Source organism: Alishewanella sp. d11 (assembly GCF_049390205.1).
Lineage (GTDB): Bacteria > Pseudomonadota > Gammaproteobacteria > Enterobacterales > Alteromonadaceae > Alishewanella.
On the sequence record NZ_CP186547.1, the window covers coordinates 301,380 to 322,882 of the forward strand.

Below are 21,503 nucleotides of genomic sequence, written 5' to 3' on the forward strand. Positions count from 1 at the left end.
AGCTGTACCTAGGTGAGATAACCCCATCCAACCTCAGATACGGCTGCCATAGCAAAGAATTCCACTTAAGCTATATGCTGCAACGCAACTGTGTCCAATTTCTATACCTTGCCAAAAATAAGCTGCCAGAAACTAAAGCGGCGCTTTTTGTGATACTGCTTTTTTAACGCGTCTACCTGCTTTAGATGCTGCTGTAATTTAGCCATATCATCATTCGCTACCGCTTGCTTCGCCAACACTAACTCGGCTAACACTTTATCAAGCCCTTCATTGAACACCGCGGCTTTGTCAGATGGCATAGGGGCCATTTTTGCTTGTTGAGTTAAGCCATGCAACTTTTCCAAAAACGGCAACGCTTCTGCCGTGGTACTGGCCTCAGTGGCTTGACGAAATGCAAAACCCATCGTTTTCATGGTTGTTTCTAGTTTAACAGGCTGACTTGCCATAGCTGACGTCAGACCGACACAAAACAATGTAGCTAACACAGTGACCTTAACCATAATTTCCTCATCTTGGGTAATTAGTGTGCCATTATAACCCAATCTTCTCTGGGGTGTGTTGACCTTTGCTATGCAAATAACCGAAAACGCCTCGTTATAAATAAGCTTTTGTAAAAGACGCTTTTGATTGCTGTAAATATTCTCTTGCTTTTCGAGCATGATTTTCCCATGCCTCACGATCGGCTTTTTCAGTAAAGGGATTTTGTTCCGCTGCGATAGAGCGCTCAAATCGCTCATAGTAAGTCAACATTGCCGAGGTGATCTGGTTAAAACCATCTTTATAACTTTGCATCGCGTCTAACAACTCAGAGGTTTTTAGCACAAAACGGATTAACTCCGTATTATTGCCATCGTTTAGATAACTCCCTGCTTTTAAGCTAATATTACCCGCAACCGCTTCAATAAGTTGTTGTCTAACGTTTTCATCTTTACTCAATACCCGACTTATATTTTCTTTAGAACCGGCAATATTGGCATGCAGCAAGCTGTCTCTTAGATGCTTTTCTAACTCTCGCCGATAGCTATCAATGGTCAGTAAAATTTGCGCTAAGTCACTCTCTAATTGGCTCACTTGCTGCAGTTCACGCTCTAACTCATTTAAAAAGCGTTCGGCATCTTGATAGATCTTTAAGCCATTGGCTTCAGCAAACTTTCTATCGGCACGGCTTAACCCCGCATTTTGGTAGCTAGAACGATCAAAGCTCATCGCCAAAAAAGATTTAAACGGCTCAGCAAACGCAGCATAAGTACCTGCACTAACCACATTAAGCGTTGCGGTAACTAAATCGCCGAAGGGTTTGATCATCGAATTTAAACGCGCTTGCTGTAATTTGGAACTGACGCGTTTCGTGTCACTGATAATGTTACGAAAGCTGGCATAAGCCATAGGATTAGACATCTTATTGCGCTCAGAGCTCGCTAAGACCAAAGAAATCCCAGAATGTAACGCATTGGCATAGTCCAGATATTGTCGCTGAATCTCAAGCTGGGCAGCATAATTAGTACCAAGCGTGCGAAATGATTCCGCTTGCAATGCAATATTTTGATCACGACGTAATTTGTCTAAAATGCCGCTAATGATACGCTGCTCATTTTTATGCAACGCTGTCCCCAGCAATATCCGCTCAATATGCAGATCATCGATTTGCACAAAACCATGCAGAGCTTCGATGTCTAAGCGTAAAAATTTACGGCCGGGATCATCAATTGAAATACGGTGCGCTTTATAGCCTGAGCTTCCTAACGGCTGCTCGATCAAGGCCACAGGTTGCCAAGTACTGTCTAACGCATTGCTATCAGACACTAAAACTTGTATACGATAGCTTGTCTGCTCCGATTCCGGCAACACCCACAACTCTAGCAAGCCTTGCTCAGTTAAAGCAGCGCGACTAAACAAACTCGAGTTACCTTGAGCACAACGTAACGCCCCCTCACCGCTTCGAACAAGTTCGGACGTTAACTGACAATCCCCCAATTGCCGCCACTGCGTTAAGCCACCTTGCTCAAAATCACTACTAAAGACTGTACTGACCGGCTTAGCAAAAACGGGCGCAGCCAACATAAAACCGCATAAGATCGCAATATGACGCATGGATAACCTCGAAATACTGGCAACACAGTCTAAAACAGACAAACCAGCAGTTAGCGCTTATAGTAGCAATAGCCTCTAACCGCAGCAATTAGCCATTGCAGATAAACAACCTTAGAAAAGATTACTGAAAAAATCGCTTGACACGCTACGATGAATAAGACACTTTAAAATGCAAATGAATTCTTAATCCCTTTCAAATTTACGGAGGACGGTATGCAAAAATGCGCTTTTAATCGCCATAGCTACTACTGTTCACCGTTTTATCTCTCCGAATGGTTCAATAATTAGTTTTTCTCTGCGTCGAGCAGAGGTCGTTTCATCCCATTGATATTCTGAACTTGTCAAAGCGGCGCTGCTTTGTCTTGGCCAATATGTCAATTATGTGCATCTTTGTTTCGGCGCAGCTCCTTTTTTAACCAGATTGCCTTTAAAGGCAACACTTTAGATTATCCAGAGGAATGTGTATGAAACATCAAACAGTTAAAAAGCTGTCTAAACTCGGTTTGGCCATAACCTTCGCCTTATCTGGTCAAGCACTTGCCCAAAATACCAATGAGCCTGTTGCCGAAGAGCAGCAAATTGAAAAAATTGAAGTCACAGGTTCTCGTCTTAAAGGCGTCGACATGGAAGGAGCCAACCCCCTTCAAGTTTTTAGTCGCGATGACTTAACGCGGCGTGGTTATGACAGTATCAGCAGCTTTTTGCGTGATCTACCGCAAGCCAGCGCAGGAACCTTTAACGAAATTGGTGGCACTTCAGGCAATGAGGGTGCGCCAGCAGGTTCAGCAGGCGTGAGTTTACGCGGTCTAGGCAGCAGCTCTACGCTCGTTCTGGTAAATGGCCGCCGTGTGGCGGTAGACTCCTTTAGCAACGGTGCTGATACCTTTGTTAACGTTAATGCCATTCCTATGTCTGCGATAGAACGCGTAGAAGTGCTAACCGACGGTGCCTCATCGGTTTATGGCTCAGATGCTATCGCAGGGGTTATAAACTTTATTTTACGTAAAGATGTAGAAGGCCATGAAGTATCGCTGATGTATGGTGACGATACCTCAAGCCATGATTTTAGTCGTAAAAATCTGACTTATGTCGGCGGCTTTGCTACAGCCAACAGCAATACCACTGTGGTGATTGATTATTTTGATCGTAATGCCCTGTTCAATAAAGACCGTGATGTTGAAGTAACTTTTAAATCCAATACCCGGGTAACTATTGATGGCGTTGATCATCCAGAGCCATGGTGTGGCAATGACACCAGTAATAACAAAACGCGCTGTAGCTACGACTATGTAATTCAGCGGGCCATTCAGCCGGAAACGAAGAACTTTGGTACCACCATTAATCATTATTATGATTTAGGGGATAACAAAGAGTTCTTTGCCGAAGCCATGTATCAACGCAATACCGGTTTCACTTACGATGCACCGGCAGGCTTAGATATTACCGTGCCGGGCAACGCCGACTTTGTGCCAGCTTGGGCCAGAGAGTTAAATGCTGCCGATGGAAACCCAGATAATACTATTCGCTTGCGCACCCGTTTTCCGGAGCGGCGTAGCCAGTCTTTTGAAGCAGAAGCTTATCGCGCCTTGGCCGGTTTACGCGGCGAGTTGGGTAACTGGGGTTACGAGACCGCCGTAAGTTATGGCAAATCTGAAAATGAAATCCGCCATGTTTCAGGGTATTTCTCACGCGCTAAAGTACGCGAAGCGGTCAATAATGGCAGTTTTAACCCCTTTAATTTAGGTAGAGATACGCCGCAAGATGTGATTACTGGCATGCGGGACGAAGCACCTCGGGTGGGTGACTCTTCGGTTTTCTCAGCAGACTTTAGCTTTAATGGCGAACTATTTGCGATGCCTGCAGGCGCAGTGCAATCAGTATTTGGTGGTGAATATCGTCGTGAAGAAACCTCAGATACACCATCGGCCTCAGCGGCGGCAGATGAGGTGTATTCCTTGGGAGCCAGTGATGCTGCAGCAAGCCGTAATCAATTCGCGCTCTATTCTGAATTTAACGTCCCCCTTACCGAACAACTGGATGCCATTGTCGCTTTGCGGTACGACAGTTACAGCGATTTTGGCAGTGACATCAACCCTAAGCTCTCCTTACGTTATCGTGCAACAGATAATCTCATTCTACGTGCTTCAGCCAGTACGGGCTTTCGTGCACCATCACTTTCGCAAATTGGCGCAGGTAAGTCATTGGGCTTTAACTATATCAGCTGTTTACCTGGCCAGCCGTTCCTGTCTTTTTGTGGTACTCAGACGGTTGAAGTTGGCTATGATGAAGAACGTGTTGGTAACAAAGCGCTAGATGCTGAAAAATCACGAGCATTGAACATCGGTATTTCATGGAACCTAACCGATAATCTGCAATTGACCGCGGATTACTGGCGTTATCGCCATACCGATATTGTGGATTACGATTCAATTACGACACTTCGCGGTTGTTTAAATGGTGATGCGCCAGTAACTAATAGCGTGACGGCATTGGGTGATGCTTTTGGCTGTGTCGTAGTGAATAACGAATTAGTGTTTTTACGTACTGGCTTTTACAATATCGGCAGTCAAGAAACTGATGGTATCGATGTTAACCTAAATTACAGCCTAGATACTGATTTTGGTCGCTTTAAGTTCTACGCAACAGGTACCAAAACCTTTAGCTATGAGCGTCAATTAACGCCTGATTCAGCAAAAGAAGATTTATTAGGCCGTTTATCAGGTGCTAATGAAATAGCTCGGCCCGATCTTGTTGCCGATCTAGGTGCAGATTGGCGTAATGGTGATTGGTCTGCCAGCTTGTCCGCACATTACATTAGCGAGCTAGGCGATGGCGACTTCCGTTTTGGTGGCAATGAAACCGTTAAAGCCTGGACTACCCTGAGTGGTAGCCTGAGTTACGACATTAGCGATGCACAATCGCTCAGTTTGGCAGTACGTAACTTAACTGACAAAGCCCCTCCTTATGCGTCTTCCCCTACCGATGGCTATGCCAGCGCAGTACATGATTGGGTCGGACGCTTATGGACCTTGCGATATACCATTAACTTCTAAACTGTTCCTGGACAGGGCAATAGTAGCAAATGTTGCGCTATTGCCCTTTTTTATTGGCAGCAGCTTGTTGATAATCTTGCCACGTTAAATATAACCGCAAATCCAGTTCTAACTGATGATAGTCTGGTTCCATATATTGACACAGTTTGTAAAAGGCTTTGTTATGCTCTTTCTCTTTGAAATGCGCCAATTCGTGAACCACAAGCATCCTTAATAGTGGCAATGGCAACTGTTTCAACTGGCTACAAATGCGAATTTCATTCTTACTTTTCAGCTTACCGCCCTGCACTCTACTAACCTGACTGTGTGTGCCCAAAGCGTTATGTATAATGTGAATTTTGGGATCAAACACAGCTTTACTCAAGGGTTCACTGCTTTTTAAGAATTGCCGCTTCAGCGCGGTGGTGTATTCATAAAGACTTTTATCGGTTTGAATGCTATGACTTGGTTCAGGGTAACGCTTGGCGAGCACTGTACCCAGCTGATCGGCGACTAACAGTGCCATCACTTGCTGTTGCAGACTGTCGGGATAGCTGCGTAAATAGGGTAAATTTGCCATAAGATCTTATCAGGTTAGCTATAACATTCGTTTTAAATTAATTAACCAAGCAGCATCCACAATGCCACACCAAACATTAAACTGGCACCAATACGATTTAAATACTGCAGCCGATTCGCTCTGGTTAAAAACACCGCCAAGGCTTTGCCGCCGCCGGCGTACAATAACATTGATAAAAACTCCAATAACAAAATAATAGAAATCAGCACCAGCAATTGCGGCCAAAAAGCCAACTGGCTGTCGATAAAGGGCGGTAATAATGCCATATGAAATGCCCAACCTTTTGGATTAGACACCGCGGTAATAAAGCCTTGGCTAAACAAAGTCCGTCGGGGTAAAAATGCGGGTAGCATCCCTAGTTGTGGTACTGCCAACTTACCCTTTGCTCGCCACATTTGCAGACCAATATAAGCGAGGTAACCGGCACCAACTAGCTTAAACCACTGGAAAACGGTGGGAAACTGCAGCATCAAGGCAGCTACACCCAGCACAGCAAGCATCGCGACTAAGCCAACACCCAGCATCTCGCCCCACATCATCCAAAAGGTGCGACGCACGCCTTGGCTCATACCTAGCGTCATGGCTAAGGTCATACACATACCGGGAGTAATAGACACAAACAAAAAAGTAGGAATAAAGGCGCCCAACAACGTGAGATTTACCATAGCCACCTCGGTAATAAAGTTGCGCTATTGTCGTCATTTAAGGCGGCGGCGACAAGGGATTGTTTTATAGCTTAGGGTTCGAACCAAATCCTCTGTCTCTGCCGCGTTAAAACAAAAGGCCCACGCTTTTGGCGTTGCGGTGGGTTAGGGATTGTTTCGGGCATCCTGCCCTCAACCCCTTCGGGGCCGCACTAAAGTGCGTCCCAACTTGTTCCTGACAAGTTGGTCGAACCGCAGGGTTCGAACCAAATCCTCTGTCTCTGCCGCGTTAAAACAAAAGGCCCACGCTTTTGGCGTGGGCCTTTTGTTTTAATTTGGCGGAGAGAGAGGCCTCCGAATCTGAACGCAACGCACTGTTTTTTATATGCTTTTTCTAAAAAAGCGTCTATTTTCCGTTTTGCTACCCAAAATTTCATGCTTTTGGTTCGAAGCACAAAGAGGATATCAAAGAGGCCACTCAGAGACAATGGGTATCATTATTAATTACCCATAGCCTCTATGAAGAACCTTAGTTTTACCAATTTTCCTTGAAGCATTTTAACAGCTGCAGCAAAGTTTCTTGTGTCTTTACCACTTCGGCTCTGGGTAACCCAAACTGCTACCCATCTGCTTTCTAAAACCAGCAAAACGCTACCTGACTATAGCGATTAAAAAGTACCGCACGATGTAGACTTACACACCACTCACTAATCTGCGTTTTTTGCAACTACGCAAAACGCAACACTTATGAATATTAATCAAGATCTTGCCCACAAAAAATCACACCGTAAGTTGTAAACATATTATTAATTACGCTAGCAAAAATCCGTAATTATTCTAAACACTTAGTTATAAATCTCTTCTCCATTAAATGTAAACAAATTATTAGACACATTGCCAACCACTTATAGGTAGTAAAATATTTCACAATTAATCATTGACTTAAACAAAACATGCAAGCACCATTCCAACTCTAGTTAGCAGAACTAGAGCTTAATCATTTTGTGAATTACAGAGGTGCATTTGAATTTAGTTACGGTTGCATTAAACGAAATGGGAATTACTAAAGTTGAACTCATTGCAAAATTAGGTTTCAGCGATGAACAACTTTCTAAATGGAATACTGATAGTTCAATACTGCCAGATATGGTTAAAAAGAGACTACTCGAGCTTCTCGATATTGAACAGTACTATTACATAGATTGGTACGATATATCACATGAAAATGTAATCATTGAAGATTGGATCGGTCTTATAGATTCCATTATTACTTCTGCCGATTTCCCGTCGAATCTTATTGCATCAGATCCAACATTTTTTTCATGCGCTCCCCTAATTGAACTAAAAAAACTGGGCTGTGCGATTCCTGAAGTACCTTTATCAATTGATGAGTTTGAAGAAATGGAAGAGCAAGATACGCTGCCTCCATTCTACAAATTACTAGTTGCCTACATTCATGAAATGGGTTTGAGGGAGAAGTGGGTAAAAATTCATCACATCGAACCATTCTCTGCACATTTCGACTTAGAGGAGAATGAAGATTTACTAATGGAATTTGATGGCATTGAGCTTTCTAGCATTTTTCTTGCACTGCGTAGTATGGACAAAAATCTACTAAAAGCGTGTGGGTGCTCTGAATCGAAACTGAAAAAATTAATTTCAGAAACAGAAAATGAGCTTTCTATTAAGTTCGATAGAATTTTTGACATGGTTAAAAGCAAAGGTCTGACCATGAAACATGACTTGAGCTCATTTCTCAAATACAACGGTTCGGAATTACTCCCCCCAACATTCAAAAATTGGGTGAGAATAGATCAAGAATTTAACTGCGCCTCGAATACTGAACAATATCTTCGGGAGCAAAATAAGTTGATCATGAAGAAGCTTGCTGAAACGAATTCAAAACTCGATGAGTTGCTTTCGCTGCAGCAAGCAAAACTACTTATTGCTGAGCAGGTTTAATCTAAGAAACCATTTAAGATAAGATAATGACGAGCTCGTTTTTTATGAGCTCACTCTTTGAGTTAGGCTGGTCATTTTTGACCAGCCGTTCCTAGATTTAATAAATAATCTATGCTCGCTTATCTTTTACATAAACATCCAAAGCTCTGATACCAGGCGTTTTTCGCTTATCGATTTCGAAAAGCTCAGTCGCCTCATACAATTTTGTAAAAGTGGGAAATCCATATGTTCGGGCATCAAAATCAGGGTACTGACGCTTGATTAGAGCACCACAACCACCAACCTGTGCCCAACCATCAGCGTCAGCATTATCCCTAACAGAGTTTCTTAAGATATTAATTAACCGCGTATCGCAGCAGAGTTCGCGTTTGGATTTCTTACTGAGTTCAGAATTAGATTGCTTTACAGGAGCCATTTCAACTGGTTCATCAGACTCAGGAGCTCGCAACACTTCAGTATGAATAAAATCGTCGCAAGCATTACGAAATGCCAACGGAGTTTTGTATTCTCCTACGCCAAATACATATATTTGTGACTCTTTAAGGCGTGAAGCCAGCTTAGTAAAATCGCTATCACTTGATACAAGTGCAAAAGCATCAAATTTATTTGAGTACAATAAATCCATTGCATCTATGATCATTGCTGCATCTGACGAATTTTTTCCTTGAGTATATGAAAACTGCTGCACAGGATTAATCGCTAATTCATTCAGGGTATCTTTCCAATTTTTTAAATGTGCGCTACTCCAATCACCATATGCCTTTTTGACTATTATATGCCCATGCTTTGCAAGCTCTGATAACACAGCGGATAGTACAGAGTACTGCGCATTTTCAGCATCAATAAGCACTGCAATTTTTTTCTCTGAATGTAAGTCCTTCAATGATCTATTCCTTTTTAATGCTCTTTATTAAAGACTTGCAATTTCGAATCGTAAATTATCTTTGGCATACCATAACTAATTAACGTTAATGTACTTTTGACACAAGTTGGATCAAACCAATATCAGAAAGATGGTTTAATAAAGTATCTTTACCTTCTTGGAACCATCCAGACTGCGGGAATCTCAGAGTAAATTGGAAACGCCAGTAATCAATTTCTTCATCAGAGATCCTAACTGGCATCTCTCTGTGTTCATATTCAATCATCTTTGGATAAAAAGTTAACGCTCTACTTTTGAGCTTTTTAAGTGTCGGCTTGTGTGGTTTTGTCTGTATAGCAGCAATCGACATTGCATCCTTTAAAATATCTTTGATATTCGAGCCTGATTTATATAATGATGATTCAACAGCTTGGAGGTACATATCCAGTGCGCCATTCAAATCGCCGCTTAAGATCAACAATCGACCGTTTAGCCACTCAGTGTGATAACGCAGTGCTTCTTGAAGATGGAACTTCTTAACACTGTTGTCTAAATCTCTCAGTCTCTGCTTATAGTGATTAAAACTGCCCACCGGTTTAGTAGAAGTCCGTTTCAACAACTGGTGAAGTTCATTTCCCTCTACTGATAATGAATAAAGATGGTTCCGTTATCCAGGCTAATAAACGATATTGTAAGCTTCCCAGCTTTTCGCTCAACATTTGGTAAATTGAGCAATGTGCGTCCTGCAGTATGCCAGCGTTCAAGCTGCTTTCTAAACTGTACCTCATCAACTTCAATAATATCCATACCAAACCATCTTTAACACTACGTGAAATAAATGTAGACATGTTGATTTGAATTATCAATCTCTACAGCTCATTGCATAGAGGTTTGTTTGGCTCCAATAATCTGGTTGCTGAGCGACACACTGTGTTTATACTATCAAGGCGTTTTCGGCAAAAAAAATTAACTTACGAGGGGACAAATAAAGAAATTGCAACTCGGCTCATTGAGCATCAATATTAGCATTTTAGTGATATCAAGGATTTCGGCTTGCCGACTGGAATCCAATCACCTAAATATTTTTTTCTAAAATTGCGATATGCATATGTTTTAAATAAAAAAGCGGTTTGTCCAGCGCTGGACAAACCGCTTTTTACGAACTGCAAGATATTCACTGGAGGTTAAAGACGCCCTACTTATATATCAAGATAACCAACAAAAATTAACGTAAATTTTTATCCAAACCGAAATAACTTTCAGATTTATAAAGTTCTATTATCTTTGACACTTTAACGCTGCCACTATCCTTTGCTAGAAGATATTTCAAAATCGCGCTAAATGTTACAAGCAGCTCCTTGCAAATCTTATTCATTTCGTCTTGCTTGGATAACCCCCGAATTATCACCTGAGAAAAATACTTATATTTCACATTATCATCGTCAAACATACTCTGAACTAGAGTATTGCAGAAAGTATAATAAAAACTCTTTAGTTCGTCAGGTGATTCTTTTAATGAGGAGTAATTCTTAATTAGAGTTTCTAGATTTGAAACATCCTCCTCAGGTACAAAATTACGTACCCAATAGCAGTAATCAGGGTTAAAAAAAATGCTTGCAACATGCTTAGTAATTGCACTTTCATTTACAGCATCAAGATTATCAATTGAAGTTTTAAAATGTTCGTTTTTAGCAATGCCAACTGCTATCGTCAGGTTATAAATATCTTCTAATAGACAACTTATCCCTGTGATATGTTTATCATGAAAATACTCAACTTTATGCAATTGCTCATTAAATGTAGCGACAAGATCTATATTATCTTCAATCGCATCAATAACTGGTATTATTTTATATTTTTCAGAGTGCAGCATCTCGAAAAAACATTTAATAGATGCTCTTGAATCATTAAAATTTAATACTACTTCTGCAAGCCTGCCGTCTTTTTTTAGGTCTAGAGCTAAGCTTTCAGTACTAGGATTAGCATTAAAACGAACAAGATTACTTTTAACTTTCTCTGAAGTTTTTATTACTTTCTCAACGAATATTTTTGCTAAAATGTCCACAGAAAGCTGCAGCTGCGTTGCAGCTACACTCCTAGCTTGCTTGTCGAAACGTTGACTTCTCTCAGACTTAATACTCCTTTGAATTCTAAAGATAACAAAAAATAATGATCCTATAATCGTCAATGAGGTTGCAAGATCAAATCCAAGTTGAATAGGTAGCTTTATAATCTCTTCCATTTCTTCCCCTTACTAACTGCAGCAAGCACTAAATAACCCAATAATTTAGTTCAGATATTTCTTTTCTTCACTTAAAATATTGCTTGTTGAAACATACATCGATTTCTTATCTACAACAATATTTTACCTATAAATTTTGTTAATTACTTAAGCCTGAAATTCGGGTTTAACTAACGGTTTAACTGAATAATGGACTTAAAACCTAGGGTTAATTCTGGGCTCCAAACCTGACGAGTAAATAGGCTGATCGCTCTTGCTCAGTTTTAAAATCAAGTACCTTTATTAGCGCCACATCATCCAGTTCTTCGGGCGAAAGCAGATCGGCTAAGCCACTTTCATCCATAACCACGTTGTATTTACCATGATGGTTTTGTGTGTATACCGCTCCGCATTCCATGCGTTTAAACAGCTTTAAATCTGGTAGGTCAGTAATTGACTGATAAGTGTTTTCTATTGGCATTAGTATCCCTTTTATGCGCGAGCTGAACCTAAACACGTTGTAAGCTTTTTAGCATTGATGACCAATCATCCATACCCTTGCAGGTAGCAAGGCCAAATGCGTTGTTAACTGTATTGATAAGTGACATGTCATGGCAAATCACCATCTTAAGCTGTTTCTGATTTAATACCATACTGTTCGGACATTCAGTGTATGTTTTACAGGCAGATAATTTTATGCGTTAAATGCAAGCCTGTTTATCTCGTTAAATCTGTTTGGTAGTCTGAAAGCACTTGAAAAATCAGGCTAACTCATTAAGTTAAAGTAAAGAGCCTGTGGAGTTTCGGACAGGAAAATTTAAGGCATGCGAGGAGTAACAGATATGGAAATTTTATGGTTAATCCCTATGGCTGTTATGGCAGTTGGCCTAGTTATGGTTTGCAGAAAGCACCTTAAGCTGAAACAGGGCTAATTAATAAGCTATTGCGACAGAGAAGAGCAAAAACTCGTGTGGCCATGACTATGTCTTTATGGCGCTAGACTGCTTTAGATAAAGCAAGGCATTGCTATTTTGAACGCGAGTAAAAAAACGGTGGCCTGTGGCCACCGAGTGTTTAGCTTGCTTGCCGATAGTGCCAGTAATGACGGGCTGCGGCAAAATACACATCTGGCGGTAGTGCAAAAATTTGCTCAAAATCTGCGGCAAAAACTTGGCAGAATCCTGCAATTTTACGCTCGTACTCACTCAGAATAAATAGCATTTCCTCTGCGGTAACAAAGGGTTCAAATGCATACATTTGCTGTATGGATTCGCTAACCAAAAGCCCAGTTACTCGCCCCCTGACATCTCTGCACATTACTATGTAGTTGTCCTGGTTGATTTGCCCTGTTGCATCATACTCTGCGTATAGCAAAATATTCTGCTGCGCTAACAACAGCGTGTTATGACTGACTTGGTTCGTTAGTTGTAATGACATTTTCCCTCCGGTGTGTTGTGTGTCTTACACCAATAACTAGTAACATCTGGAGGGAATTTCTTATTATCATGCGGCAATTAACCCTTGCATTTGCAATCTCAATCATTAAAGTTGTTTTTAACAGCGCGTTGCTAGTTAACCGCAACGCCTCATCGTTTTCAACTGCGGCAGGGTTTTGTCCTCAAACAAACACCTCTTTTACCTGCCGCAACCTAATACCGCATGACTTGTCCTCATGAAGTTGTTGAAGATACCCTCGTTAGTTATATCGAGGGTTTTCTTTTTAACAATGGGATAAGTAAGGCGCTTGCGTAAACACTTATTTTTGCAGGGAAATATTTATGAGAGATGCATTTTCGAATGCGATACCACTAGCAATTGTTATTACCAGCATGCTGTATTTTGCATACTTATCGACGTTTTACAGCAATCCTATCAATAGCCTGGTGTTGATTTCGATTGGTAGCATGCTATTTAGCATTACGCTGATTGGCCGAGCCGCATACTATCGCGACTACGCCAGCAAAAAACCGCATAGTGTGTTTTATGCGGTTGTCTATACGCTGTTTTTTGTACCGGTATATGTTGGTTACATGATCTTGAAAAAACGTTAGGCAGCCAATTAACCAGTTAGGTTGAGGTTAATTGCCATTTGACCAATCGTTACTTCAAATAGATGGTAAAGCTAGGCGGAACCCAAACTCGGGAATCGCCCATTTAAATAATTTAGTGGTGTTTCTTAACGACAATCAGCAGCTGATCCTTTCGTTCAGCTATCTCTATATGAGGCGGTGGGCCAAAAAGGCATAGCTGATTTGGGTCTGAATCCCCCTTCAGAGTACTAATTGATAATTGTATTGCGTACAGAGCTTGTTCTAATTGTTCAATCAGGTTAGTTGTTTCTTGCATGTCTTTCTCCAGGTTGTTTGTATTACCTAAGTAGAAGCGCACTGTGCAAAAAAATGAAAATGGCGGGTAACCCCGCCATAAAATTGAAAGCTTTTCAGCTTATTTAGCCCAAAATGCTGCAGCAACAATCATGTAAATATCGGGTGGTAACCCAAATACCGATTCAAAATCGTCAGGGTATTGCTCGCAAAACTGGCTGATGTCCTCGATGTACTGAGCTAATACAGCATGCATATTTATGGCATCAATATATTGCTCGCATTTTAAATCCTCTTGGATCGACCTGCTAACACTGATCCCTAACTGCCTACCGCCTGCATCTCTGTGTAGATAAATGTAACGACTAAAACCAAGCGTTTTCGTATTAGTATCAACAATGTCTGCCAATAATAAAAACGTGGAGCAATCGTCCCAAGGGCTCTTACTTTTTCGCTGATATACCCGCACCAAACTGTCACTCATACCCTCTCCTCCAATAACAACTATGTTGGCTGGGCCAACAGGTTGTTAAAGTTGTTTTTTCTCTCCAGAAGTGCGTGTCGTAACAACATCCGAAAATAACTCAGTACTGTTTCATCATCTACTTGTTCAGATAAACCCCGAATTATTTCGTTTAGCAGTAACTCATTGGCGTTAACATGTTTAAACTGCAATTCCAGCTGCTGTATTGCTACTGCATCCTGCGAGTTTAGTGTGCTCACGCATATTTCAAGCAAAGCCTCGATATGTTTAATCAGCATATTGGCGTTTAATGTCATTGACGTGTTCTCCAGTGTTATCTAGTAAAAGTTTGTTCTCAGAGATAACTAGGATGTAGGCAGGCAAAAATTGTGATATTTTCAGTTAAAGGATATTTATTATGGATGCGGGATATGCCAAAACCACCTATTACCAACGCGCAAGAACATGAAGCAGCGCTAGCCGCCATAGAGTTGTTGCTGGAGGCTGAACCTGGCACACCAGAGTGTGATGAGTTATGCCAGTTGGTGTATGAGTATGAGGAAATTCACTATCCGATGAATTGATAGTGAATTACCCTTAACTGGTGCTGGACGCAAAAAGTGTCTAGTTCTAGACACTTTTGTGCCAAAAGCAGTTATTAGAGGGCGACGAAGTCAGTGTGTTTTTTTGATTAGTACGGGCCCATAAAAACTTTCTCTGCGTTTGTGTTTCCACCTATTATAGCGACGCATTTAACATAAGCATCAATTTAAGAAACAGTAAGTTACACGAATCGTTAATATTGAAGTTGAATTTAAAATTTGTCTCATTGTTGAATCTTTCTAGGTAGTAGTGAATAAGTGGATCATAATTTTCACCATAAATCCAAGTGTAAAATTTCCCTATCTCATAGCTAAGTCTACGACTGAGTTCAGAGCTATTTGATGGTGAGTTGGAGTTAACTAGATCTGTAATCTTCATTTCTTGAAGATTGCTTTTGATCTCTTCGATAAGTGGCTCGAGAGACTTTTTGTATTTAGCAGCTAATGGTTCAAGTTCAGGTTGAGATATCTCGGCTTCAAAAATCATAATAAGATCGTCAATCTCACTGTTATAGTAATCGTTATCTAACCTCTTTTTTGACTCAGCTCTCAGAATATGTAACTGTTCAATAGGTTCAATACTAGTCTGAATCCTTTGTTTTGATAGGTTGTGTTGGAATTCTGAATATATACTTTTTATTTTGTCAGAAATCACATCGAGATAATTGTATCTGGTATTAAGAAATGCAATTAATTCGTTCGAGTTAAGATTCATGACTAAATCTGGCTCATTGACTTCATTGCTATATAGATGAACAGTCAATTCCCCATTATTCAAATGACTGTCGAAAGGCCAACTTGCGAAACGCTTAGAATTGGATTGATTGAGATTAACTGGATGAGCGCCAAACGAAGCTCTGATAGTCTTGAAATAGCTGTTATCATCTTCATTAGAGAAGATACGATCAGCAAAGCACATTTTTTCGCCTGCAAATGGGACTGTACATGGGTTTATAAAGACGCGATGTAGCTGAATTATTGACTCGGATACAAGGTCAATGGAAGAGATGAGTGAAAACATCTGCATCACACGAACATCAATGTTCTTGTCTAAAGCCGATGCATTCATTAAGTGCCTGATCGAGACAGTAAGCCAATCCATACATGAGCAAATAAGATTCCAATGGTTCTTACCATTTTTATCTTTATAAGTGTTGAAAATGAAGCTGGAATTAGAGTTTACTAATTCTCTAAATTCTGTAATTTTTTCATCACTAACAACGTTCTTCATTTCACTAACACTCAAGTGACTACCCTTTTACAGGTAAAATACCACCAAACAAACAGCAGTTCATTATCTCAGTGCATATACAGGTGATTTACTATTTTAAGGATAATGACATGTCCACTTCACGCTCATAGTGAAGATCGCGTTTGTGCCAACTGCTGACATTGGCTCTAGAGTTGGTCGTAACGCTGCTTTTCCCTGTGAGCGGCTATTGCTGAGAACTGACACATCTGTTTGCTCGGAAATTTCGAGGCTACTACCAACAATGCGTTACACATCCACATAGCTTGGATTAATTCGATTGGCCCAATGATTTCATATAGTAATAAAAAGCAGGGCCGATAAACAGTGAGAGCGATGCGGGCCATCCAGTCACTGATCATTTCGAGTCATAACAATTTGACCCCATGTTCCTAATTCTTCAATATGTGCTGAGTTGGGCAAAGCTCATAATCGTGAGACTTTACACTTGGTAAGCCCATTAAAGTAGTCGTGACCCAAAACGTCCACTTATCTAGAGCAGAACATGCTGAGTTATACATGCCTTTTCAATAATATAAGATAGAGATTAAGTTACTATCTTATGAATTAACGTTCGGAGGTTAGATTGCAGTGTAAATGTGGAGGAGTTATGTTGATTCAGTGTGAAGTGGGTAACTGTAGTTGTTTACCTCGCATTTCAGTTTGCTCTGGTTGCGGCAGAGTACATCGTTATATCGGCAGTGGTAATGAATACAACGTTTCTGTGCACGATGATAAACCTATCACACTAACTTCATTTACTTCAGGGACGCTGTGCCAAGGGCATGTATGGCAGATTACTAATGAGGATCTCTTGGTCGACTTGGTCGCAAATTTACTTATGGGAAAACAACTACATGTCGAGAAGATTCTGGCGAGTGCTTCAGCACGCCCCCCTAGGCACAGAGAAAATGTTATCAATGACGCAATTCAAAAGTTGACGTTAGATGGCTCCGATACCCCATATCACCGTGATGGACTGTTATTCCAAATGTTTTCGTGGATAGCTGCTCATACAGTTAAGTGTGAAGGTTCGATTATTAAAGCTCCACATTTAGTTCCTGCTCACAAAGGGTTTGATGGGCTACAAATTACTGTGAAAGACGGTCTTGTTAAAGATGTAGTAATTTTTGAGGATAAAGCTACAGACAACCCTCGAGATACGATTAGGGAACAAGTGTGGCCTGAATTTAAAGAATTCAATGCTGGACGAAGAGAAAGTGAGTTACAACAAGAAGTCACTACTCTACTTAGTATGAAGCTAGATGCGGTGCATGATCTTGAAGAAGCTATCGAAACAATCTTTTGGGAACAGTCTAGAAAATTTCGAGTTGCAATAACGGCAGATAAGAGTCATTTAAATGATGAAGGAAAAGCCAGACTATTTAAGGGGTATGACAAAATAATTTCCAACGGTACAGTAGATTTTAGAAAAGCAGAGCTTGTACATATATCAAACCTTAGGACATGGATGCAACAGTTCAGTGAAAAGACAATAAAGAAATTAAATACTTATAGGATTAATAATAATGTTTGATAAAAGTGCAGTTGAACTTATTAGAAAAGCTCCTATTTTTGGAAACTTGGATCTAGAGAATTTACCCAAAGCGTTTACTGACGGGTATGCAGAAGTAATCTCAACTAGAATTGCATTTTATGATGGTGTTAAAAATACAGATGAACTTATATCTTTATTAAATGATGCAAAAAGAATAGCTTCCACCTATGAAGCCTATGTCCTCCTTTTTAGTAATAAGGAAAATCATAAATCAGCAGCATTTGTCGCAGCATCTGCATACCATTTAATATTCCAAATTAATTCCGCTATTTATAATGACTTTAATTCCGATTGTTTTAATGATAATTACATTCTTCCGCAAATTTCTGCCGCATTATTATATTTCATATCAGGATACACATCTGATGCGTCAGAAATGATAAGCAAGGTAAAGACTCAAGGCGTCCAAGAAGTTGAAATAAGATTATTACTGGCTTTAGAATCTCTTCTAACCGGAAATCTAAATTGCATTGACACTAACCATCCAGTTTATCCACTAGAAAATGAAGCGAGTGACAAAGCAGCCTCAAATATTCTTTGGGCACACATTCATAAAGGCGTTAACATTCTCCTAAAAGCTTTGTGCAGTAAAGATAGACATTTTGATATGCATTATGAAATGGCTAAATCTGTATTTATTCAAGTCCGGGAGTTATCTCAGCATGATGACACTACTACACTTAATAGGAATACGGAAATTAGTTATCAAGCAGCTTATGTTGGCCAATATTATTTATCTAGCCTATTGTCAATAGCAAGCAACGTCGTCAGGGAGATTGCTTTAATTAATACGCCGCTTCCTCGAGGCGTCAATTATAGTGTGTGGGGTAACACCTTAAGCAGTATATCAATTAATCGCCCTTACCTATGGCCCAACCATCTTGATGCGATTCAAAAAGGGTACTTAGATAAAGGTGTTTCTGCTGTGGTTAGCTTTCCCACTGGAGGAGGAAAGTCCACGCTTTCAGAACTGAAAATAGCGACATCTTTAGCCCGTAACGAGCCTGTAATTTTTATCGTTCCAACTCTGGCATTGGTAGACCAAGTATCTAAATCCCTTAGAAAAGCATTTCCTTCGGTTACAACAAAACTAAGTATTGAAGAATTTGAAATTGAAGACCTAGAAGTAGAAGTGCTACCTGATATATCAGTTATGACACCTGAAAGCTTATTAGTAAAAATGAGCTTTACTCCTGAATCTTTTGATTCAGTCGGGCTTTTTGTTTTTGATGAATGTCACCTTATGCACTCTAGGTCATCTGAAGTAGCGGATAGAAGAAGCATTGATGCTATGCTGTGTTTATTGAGAGTGATCGAATTGTCAAAAAACGTAGATGTATTACTTATGTCTGCCATGATCGCAAATAACGGTGAAATTTCTAATTGGTTGAGGCAACTAATAAACCGAGAAGTACTGGCTCTCAACATTAATTGGAAACCGACTAGACAAGCTAAAGGCTGTATCGTGTATGACTCACAGCAAGTCCAAATATTAAATCAGTCCATTTCAATGGCAGAGCGAACCCCTGGAGGGAAACTAACATCAAATGCAAAAAGGGACATTACAGCAATACCTTATAGTTTCTTTTCGTTAAATCAAACATGGCACTCGAATAACCCTGTCGATTACAAATTATCAAAGCTATCAAACCATGAAGTAGCTCTAGGAGTGAATGAATACAATCATTTGACGTCAAACAGGAACGAAGTAGCGGCTTCAATTGCAGTTAATGCCATAAAATCGGGCTTAAAAACATTAATTTTTGCAGGTGACTCTAAGTCATGTGATTCTATAGTAAATGAAGCCAATTCAAAGCTTCAACAAAGATTACTCTTAAGCGACCATGAGAGCAAATTGAAAGCTCTAATCGACTTAGAATTTGGTGGAGAATACTCCTATTACGCACCAACCTCGGCCTCACTACCCCACCATGGCCTATTAATAAGAGAAGAACGACATCTGCACGAGTCACTATTCAGCAGAGATAGTGGGATGGATTTAATTGTAGCTACTTCAACTCTAGCCCAAGGGATAAATCTTCCAGCCGAATGTGTGATTATCGCTGGAAATACTCGATTTGATCCAATGGAGAACCGACAGCAAGAATTAGACGCTCACGAACTATTAAATGCTGCGGGGCGAGCTGGAAGAGCGGGTAAAAATGCAACAGGTGTAGTTTTGGTGATTCCTGGTAGGGTGGTTAGTTTCGACGCTCAACAAAACTCTATTACAAAATATTGGAGAGAGATTAAAGAAGTTTTCTCAAATGAAGATCAGTGCTTAAAGCTAGAAGACCCTCTTCAACTTGTTTTAGATAAGTTACAAGCCGATGATTTTTTTGACAACGATGATGTAACATATTTTATTCAACGATTACCTGTTGATGGCGAAGGGGATTGCTCGAGATTTATGCGTTCAACCCTTAGCGCTTACAAAGCTCAATTGAATAACAATGAGAGATGGATTGACGAGAAAATTTCAACTGCCAATCAGGCATTTAAGACTATTAGAAATATAGACAAGAGCGAAAAAAATCCTGGATGGTACGAGCAATTAGCTTCCGCATCAGGCATAGAGCCTATTTTGATTCGCCAGTTAGAGCAAGATTTCATCAAATCTCGGTCAATTTTAAATACCCCAATCGAACACATAACCTGGTTAATGACGTGGATGGCAGAATCATATGAACGACTTGAAAAGTTTGTGCGGGTGGAAGCATTAGAACGAGCGTTCAAAGGAGACTTTAAAAACTTAACAAATGGTGATCAATCCCGCTATTTTGAGTCAACCGTTATTAGAGTGTTGGTGTTATGGATGGAGGGGGCAAACCTCAAGGAGATTGAGCTGGCGATTGGTACACCCGAACGGAGATTAGGTAAGTGCAAAAAAGCACGAGAATTTGTTATTCGAGTTGTACCTGAGATTGCCTATACAGCGGGTATACTGTCGCGCATCAATCACCACATAATGATCGATTCAGAAGAAAATCCTGAAAACAATAAATTAAAGTATTTAAGTCAAATGACAAGACTTGGATTCGATAGGGTGGCAAAACTCGTATTGCATAATATTGTTGAGGATCCTGCATCTAGGGTTAGCACACATATTGTTTATGACAATATAAGAGATCAATTGTACGACCTTAATGAGGAAGCCAGCTTTTCCTCTTTACAGTTTTACATTAGGACAGTTTATATGCGCTGGGTTGCGAATGGGCGCACTTAACATCTTAAACTAAATTAGATAAGCCATTAGTTCATTTTTTTGGACTAGTGGCAATTAAGCACTTACAGACAGCCAAGCTCTTAAATTTATATGTCACGTTACAATGATTATTGAGCAGGTGGTTTTAAAGCTTCTATAAAGTAATTCGCCACTGCATCCCTAAGGGGACGCCCACCACCAGTAACATTTATCCAGAACTAAGCACACTACAAATAAAAACACTATGCTGATAGGTTTTTGTATAACTGAATTTAGCAAAGTTACTGACACAGATTTGTCCAAAGACGAGTGTATCCGACCGTCTATTTTTCGCTCAAAGTGCTTTTTCATCACATCATTAGATTGCTTAGACTAGTGGGCAAACAGCTAGTTAAAATGCGGTAATTTAGATAGCTTTTTGCACTTTAAACGACCAACAAGAACATTCTTCGCTGTAAATAGCAATAAATTGCCAGCCCCTGCCCTACCTAGTATCAAAGGCCAAATTATCCATCAAAGATCTCTTGCGCGGAATGATTGCCGAATGCTTTGGGGAGCTCGAAGCGTGAACATTCCAACCCACTGACGAAAGCGTTCAGAACGGGAAACGATTTGCTTAGTCGCGGCATAGGCTCACTGAGAGATTGAGAGGAGCTGTGAGAACAGCGGGCACCGTGGAGCGGTGCCTTTTTTATTTCCAGCACATCGGC

20 protein-coding genes are annotated in these 21,503 nt (G+C 40.4%); 6 read left to right on the top strand and 14 right to left on the bottom strand.

Going from position 1 to position 21,503, the window contains the following annotated elements:
• Positions 1-101: 101 nt before the first annotated feature.
• Both ACO1PK_RS01465 and bdpA read right to left on the bottom strand, forming a co-directional pair.
• Positions 102-500, bottom strand: a complete 399-nt coding sequence (locus ACO1PK_RS01465) for a cytochrome b562 (protein ID WP_423186915.1) — start codon at positions 498-500, stop codon at positions 102-104.
• Between the two features lie 94 nt (positions 501-594).
• Positions 595-2,091 (bottom strand): BAR domain-like protein A BdpA, encoded by a 1,497-nt coding sequence (gene bdpA / locus ACO1PK_RS01470; RefSeq protein ID WP_423186916.1) that lies wholly within the window; start codon positions 2,089-2,091, stop codon positions 595-597.
• A 464-nt stretch (positions 2,092-2,555) separates the two neighbouring features.
• Between bdpA and ACO1PK_RS01475 the strand changes: the two genes are divergently transcribed.
• Positions 2,556-5,144, top strand: a complete 2,589-nt coding sequence (locus ACO1PK_RS01475; protein WP_423186917.1) for a TonB-dependent receptor plug domain-containing protein — start codon at positions 2,556-2,558, stop codon at positions 5,142-5,144.
• 37 nt (positions 5,145-5,181) lie between these two features.
• Here ACO1PK_RS01475 and ACO1PK_RS01480 read toward each other — a convergent pair whose 3' ends face one another.
• Together ACO1PK_RS01480 and ACO1PK_RS01485 are read right to left on the bottom strand one after the other, a co-directional pair.
• Positions 5,182-5,703, bottom strand: a complete 522-nt coding sequence (locus ACO1PK_RS01480; protein WP_423186918.1) for a YgjP-like metallopeptidase domain-containing protein — start codon at positions 5,701-5,703, stop codon at positions 5,182-5,184.
• A gap of 41 nt (positions 5,704-5,744) precedes the next feature.
• Entirely contained in the window at positions 5,745-6,368 is a 624-nt protein-coding gene (locus ACO1PK_RS01485) for a LysE family translocator (RefSeq protein WP_423186919.1), read from the bottom strand.
• 1,002 nt (positions 6,369-7,370) lie between these two features.
• Here ACO1PK_RS01485 and ACO1PK_RS01490 point away from each other — a divergent pair.
• Positions 7,371-8,309, top strand: a complete 939-nt coding sequence (locus tag ACO1PK_RS01490; protein ID WP_423186920.1) for a hypothetical protein — start codon at positions 7,371-7,373, stop codon at positions 8,307-8,309.
• A gap of 109 nt (positions 8,310-8,418) precedes the next feature.
• Here the strand turns inward: ACO1PK_RS01490 and ACO1PK_RS01495 are convergent, their stop codons facing one another.
• The 6 genes from ACO1PK_RS01495 to ACO1PK_RS01520 all read right to left on the bottom strand — a co-directional run bounded on the left by ACO1PK_RS01495 (position 8,419) and on the right by ACO1PK_RS01520 (position 12,829).
• Positions 8,419-9,192 (bottom strand): NYN domain-containing protein, encoded by a 774-nt coding sequence (locus tag ACO1PK_RS01495; protein ID WP_423186921.1) that lies wholly within the window; start codon positions 9,190-9,192, stop codon positions 8,419-8,421.
• A gap of 85 nt (positions 9,193-9,277) precedes the next feature.
• Complete coding sequence (locus tag ACO1PK_RS01500; RefSeq protein ID WP_423186922.1) at positions 9,278-9,790, bottom strand: hypothetical protein; 513 nt, start codon at positions 9,788-9,790, stop codon at positions 9,278-9,280.
• A 20-nt stretch (positions 9,791-9,810) separates the two neighbouring features.
• On the bottom strand, positions 9,811-9,978 hold the full coding sequence (locus tag ACO1PK_RS01505; RefSeq protein WP_423186923.1) for a hypothetical protein: 168 nt from the start codon (positions 9,976-9,978) through the stop codon (positions 9,811-9,813).
• A 418-nt stretch (positions 9,979-10,396) separates the two neighbouring features.
• Positions 10,397-11,413 (bottom strand): hypothetical protein, encoded by a 1,017-nt coding sequence (locus ACO1PK_RS01510; protein WP_423186924.1) that lies wholly within the window; start codon positions 11,411-11,413, stop codon positions 10,397-10,399.
• A gap of 208 nt (positions 11,414-11,621) precedes the next feature.
• Complete coding sequence (locus ACO1PK_RS01515; RefSeq protein ID WP_423186925.1) at positions 11,622-11,873, bottom strand: hypothetical protein; 252 nt, start codon at positions 11,871-11,873, stop codon at positions 11,622-11,624.
• A 593-nt stretch (positions 11,874-12,466) separates the two neighbouring features.
• A complete protein-coding gene (locus tag ACO1PK_RS01520; protein WP_423186926.1) occupies positions 12,467-12,829 on the bottom strand; it encodes a hypothetical protein in 363 nt (120 codons plus the stop codon).
• Between the two features lie 341 nt (positions 12,830-13,170).
• Between ACO1PK_RS01520 and ACO1PK_RS01525 the strand changes: the two genes are divergently transcribed.
• Entirely contained in the window at positions 13,171-13,443 is a 273-nt protein-coding gene (locus tag ACO1PK_RS01525) for a hypothetical protein (protein ID WP_423186927.1), read from the top strand.
• Between the two features lie 112 nt (positions 13,444-13,555).
• On the opposite strand, the gene ACO1PK_RS01530 is transcribed toward ACO1PK_RS01525, so the two are convergent.
• From ACO1PK_RS01530 to ACO1PK_RS01540, 3 genes are all read right to left on the bottom strand, one after another.
• On the bottom strand, positions 13,556-13,738 hold the full coding sequence (locus tag ACO1PK_RS01530) for a hypothetical protein (RefSeq protein WP_423186928.1): 183 nt from the start codon (positions 13,736-13,738) through the stop codon (positions 13,556-13,558).
• Positions 13,739-13,837: 99 nt separating this feature from the next.
• A complete protein-coding gene (locus ACO1PK_RS01535) occupies positions 13,838-14,200 on the bottom strand; it encodes a hypothetical protein (RefSeq protein WP_423186929.1) in 363 nt (120 codons plus the stop codon).
• 20 nt (positions 14,201-14,220) lie between these two features.
• Positions 14,221-14,496 (bottom strand): hypothetical protein, encoded by a 276-nt coding sequence (locus tag ACO1PK_RS01540; RefSeq protein ID WP_423186930.1) that lies wholly within the window; start codon positions 14,494-14,496, stop codon positions 14,221-14,223.
• A 114-nt stretch (positions 14,497-14,610) separates the two neighbouring features.
• Between ACO1PK_RS01540 and ACO1PK_RS01545 the strand changes: the two genes are divergently transcribed.
• Positions 14,611-14,763: a hypothetical protein gene (locus ACO1PK_RS01545; RefSeq protein WP_423186931.1), complete on the top strand. Its 153-nt coding sequence runs from the start codon at positions 14,611-14,613 to the stop codon at positions 14,761-14,763.
• 154 nt (positions 14,764-14,917) lie between these two features.
• On the opposite strand, the gene ACO1PK_RS01550 is transcribed toward ACO1PK_RS01545, so the two are convergent.
• Positions 14,918-16,027 (bottom strand): hypothetical protein, encoded by a 1,110-nt coding sequence (locus ACO1PK_RS01550; protein ID WP_423186932.1) that lies wholly within the window; start codon positions 16,025-16,027, stop codon positions 14,918-14,920.
• A gap of 613 nt (positions 16,028-16,640) precedes the next feature.
• Here ACO1PK_RS01550 and ACO1PK_RS01555 point away from each other — a divergent pair.
• The gene (locus ACO1PK_RS01555; protein ID WP_423186933.1) at positions 16,641-17,567 is read left to right on the top strand and encodes a hypothetical protein; all 927 of its coding nucleotides are present in this window, start codon (positions 16,641-16,643) and stop codon (positions 17,565-17,567) included.
• On the top strand, positions 17,560-20,814 hold the full coding sequence (locus ACO1PK_RS01560; protein WP_423186934.1) for a DEAD/DEAH box helicase: 3,255 nt from the start codon (positions 17,560-17,562) through the stop codon (positions 20,812-20,814). The genes ACO1PK_RS01555 and ACO1PK_RS01560 overlap by 8 nt, the downstream gene beginning before the upstream one ends.
• Positions 20,815-21,503: the final 689 nt, after the last annotated feature.

Bases quoted from the DNA above. Each gene is read 5' to 3' on its own strand.
- ACO1PK_RS01465 (WP_423186915.1), bottom strand. From the start codon at position 500: ATGGTTAAGGTCACTGTGTTAGCTACATTGTTTTGTGTCGGTCTGACG.
- bdpA (WP_423186916.1), bottom strand. From the start codon at position 2,091: ATGCGTCATATTGCGATCTTATGCGGTTTTATGTTGGCTGCGCCCGTT.
- ACO1PK_RS01475 (WP_423186917.1), top strand. From the start codon at position 2,556: ATGAAACATCAAACAGTTAAAAAGCTGTCTAAACTCGGTTTGGCCATA.
- ACO1PK_RS01480 (WP_423186918.1), bottom strand. From the start codon at position 5,703: ATGGCAAATTTACCCTATTTACGCAGCTATCCCGACAGTCTGCAACAG.
- ACO1PK_RS01485 (WP_423186919.1), bottom strand. From the start codon at position 6,368: ATGGTAAATCTCACGTTGTTGGGCGCCTTTATTCCTACTTTTTTGTTT.
- ACO1PK_RS01505 (WP_423186923.1), bottom strand. From the start codon at position 9,978: ATGGATATTATTGAAGTTGATGAGGTACAGTTTAGAAAGCAGCTTGAA.
- ACO1PK_RS01510 (WP_423186924.1), bottom strand. From the start codon at position 11,413: ATGGAAGAGATTATAAAGCTACCTATTCAACTTGGATTTGATCTTGCA.
- ACO1PK_RS01515 (WP_423186925.1), bottom strand. From the start codon at position 11,873: ATGCCAATAGAAAACACTTATCAGTCAATTACTGACCTACCAGATTTA.
- ACO1PK_RS01520 (WP_423186926.1), bottom strand. From the start codon at position 12,829: ATGTCATTACAACTAACGAACCAAGTCAGTCATAACACGCTGTTGTTA.
- ACO1PK_RS01525 (WP_423186927.1), top strand. From the start codon at position 13,171: ATGAGAGATGCATTTTCGAATGCGATACCACTAGCAATTGTTATTACC.
- ACO1PK_RS01530 (WP_423186928.1), bottom strand. From the start codon at position 13,738: ATGCAAGAAACAACTAACCTGATTGAACAATTAGAACAAGCTCTGTAC.
- ACO1PK_RS01535 (WP_423186929.1), bottom strand. From the start codon at position 14,200: ATGAGTGACAGTTTGGTGCGGGTATATCAGCGAAAAAGTAAGAGCCCT.
- ACO1PK_RS01540 (WP_423186930.1), bottom strand. From the start codon at position 14,496: ATGACATTAAACGCCAATATGCTGATTAAACATATCGAGGCTTTGCTT.
- ACO1PK_RS01545 (WP_423186931.1), top strand. From the start codon at position 14,611: ATGCCAAAACCACCTATTACCAACGCGCAAGAACATGAAGCAGCGCTA.
- ACO1PK_RS01555 (WP_423186933.1), top strand. From the start codon at position 16,641: ATGTTGATTCAGTGTGAAGTGGGTAACTGTAGTTGTTTACCTCGCATT.
- ACO1PK_RS01560 (WP_423186934.1), top strand. From the start codon at position 17,560: ATGTTTGATAAAAGTGCAGTTGAACTTATTAGAAAAGCTCCTATTTTT.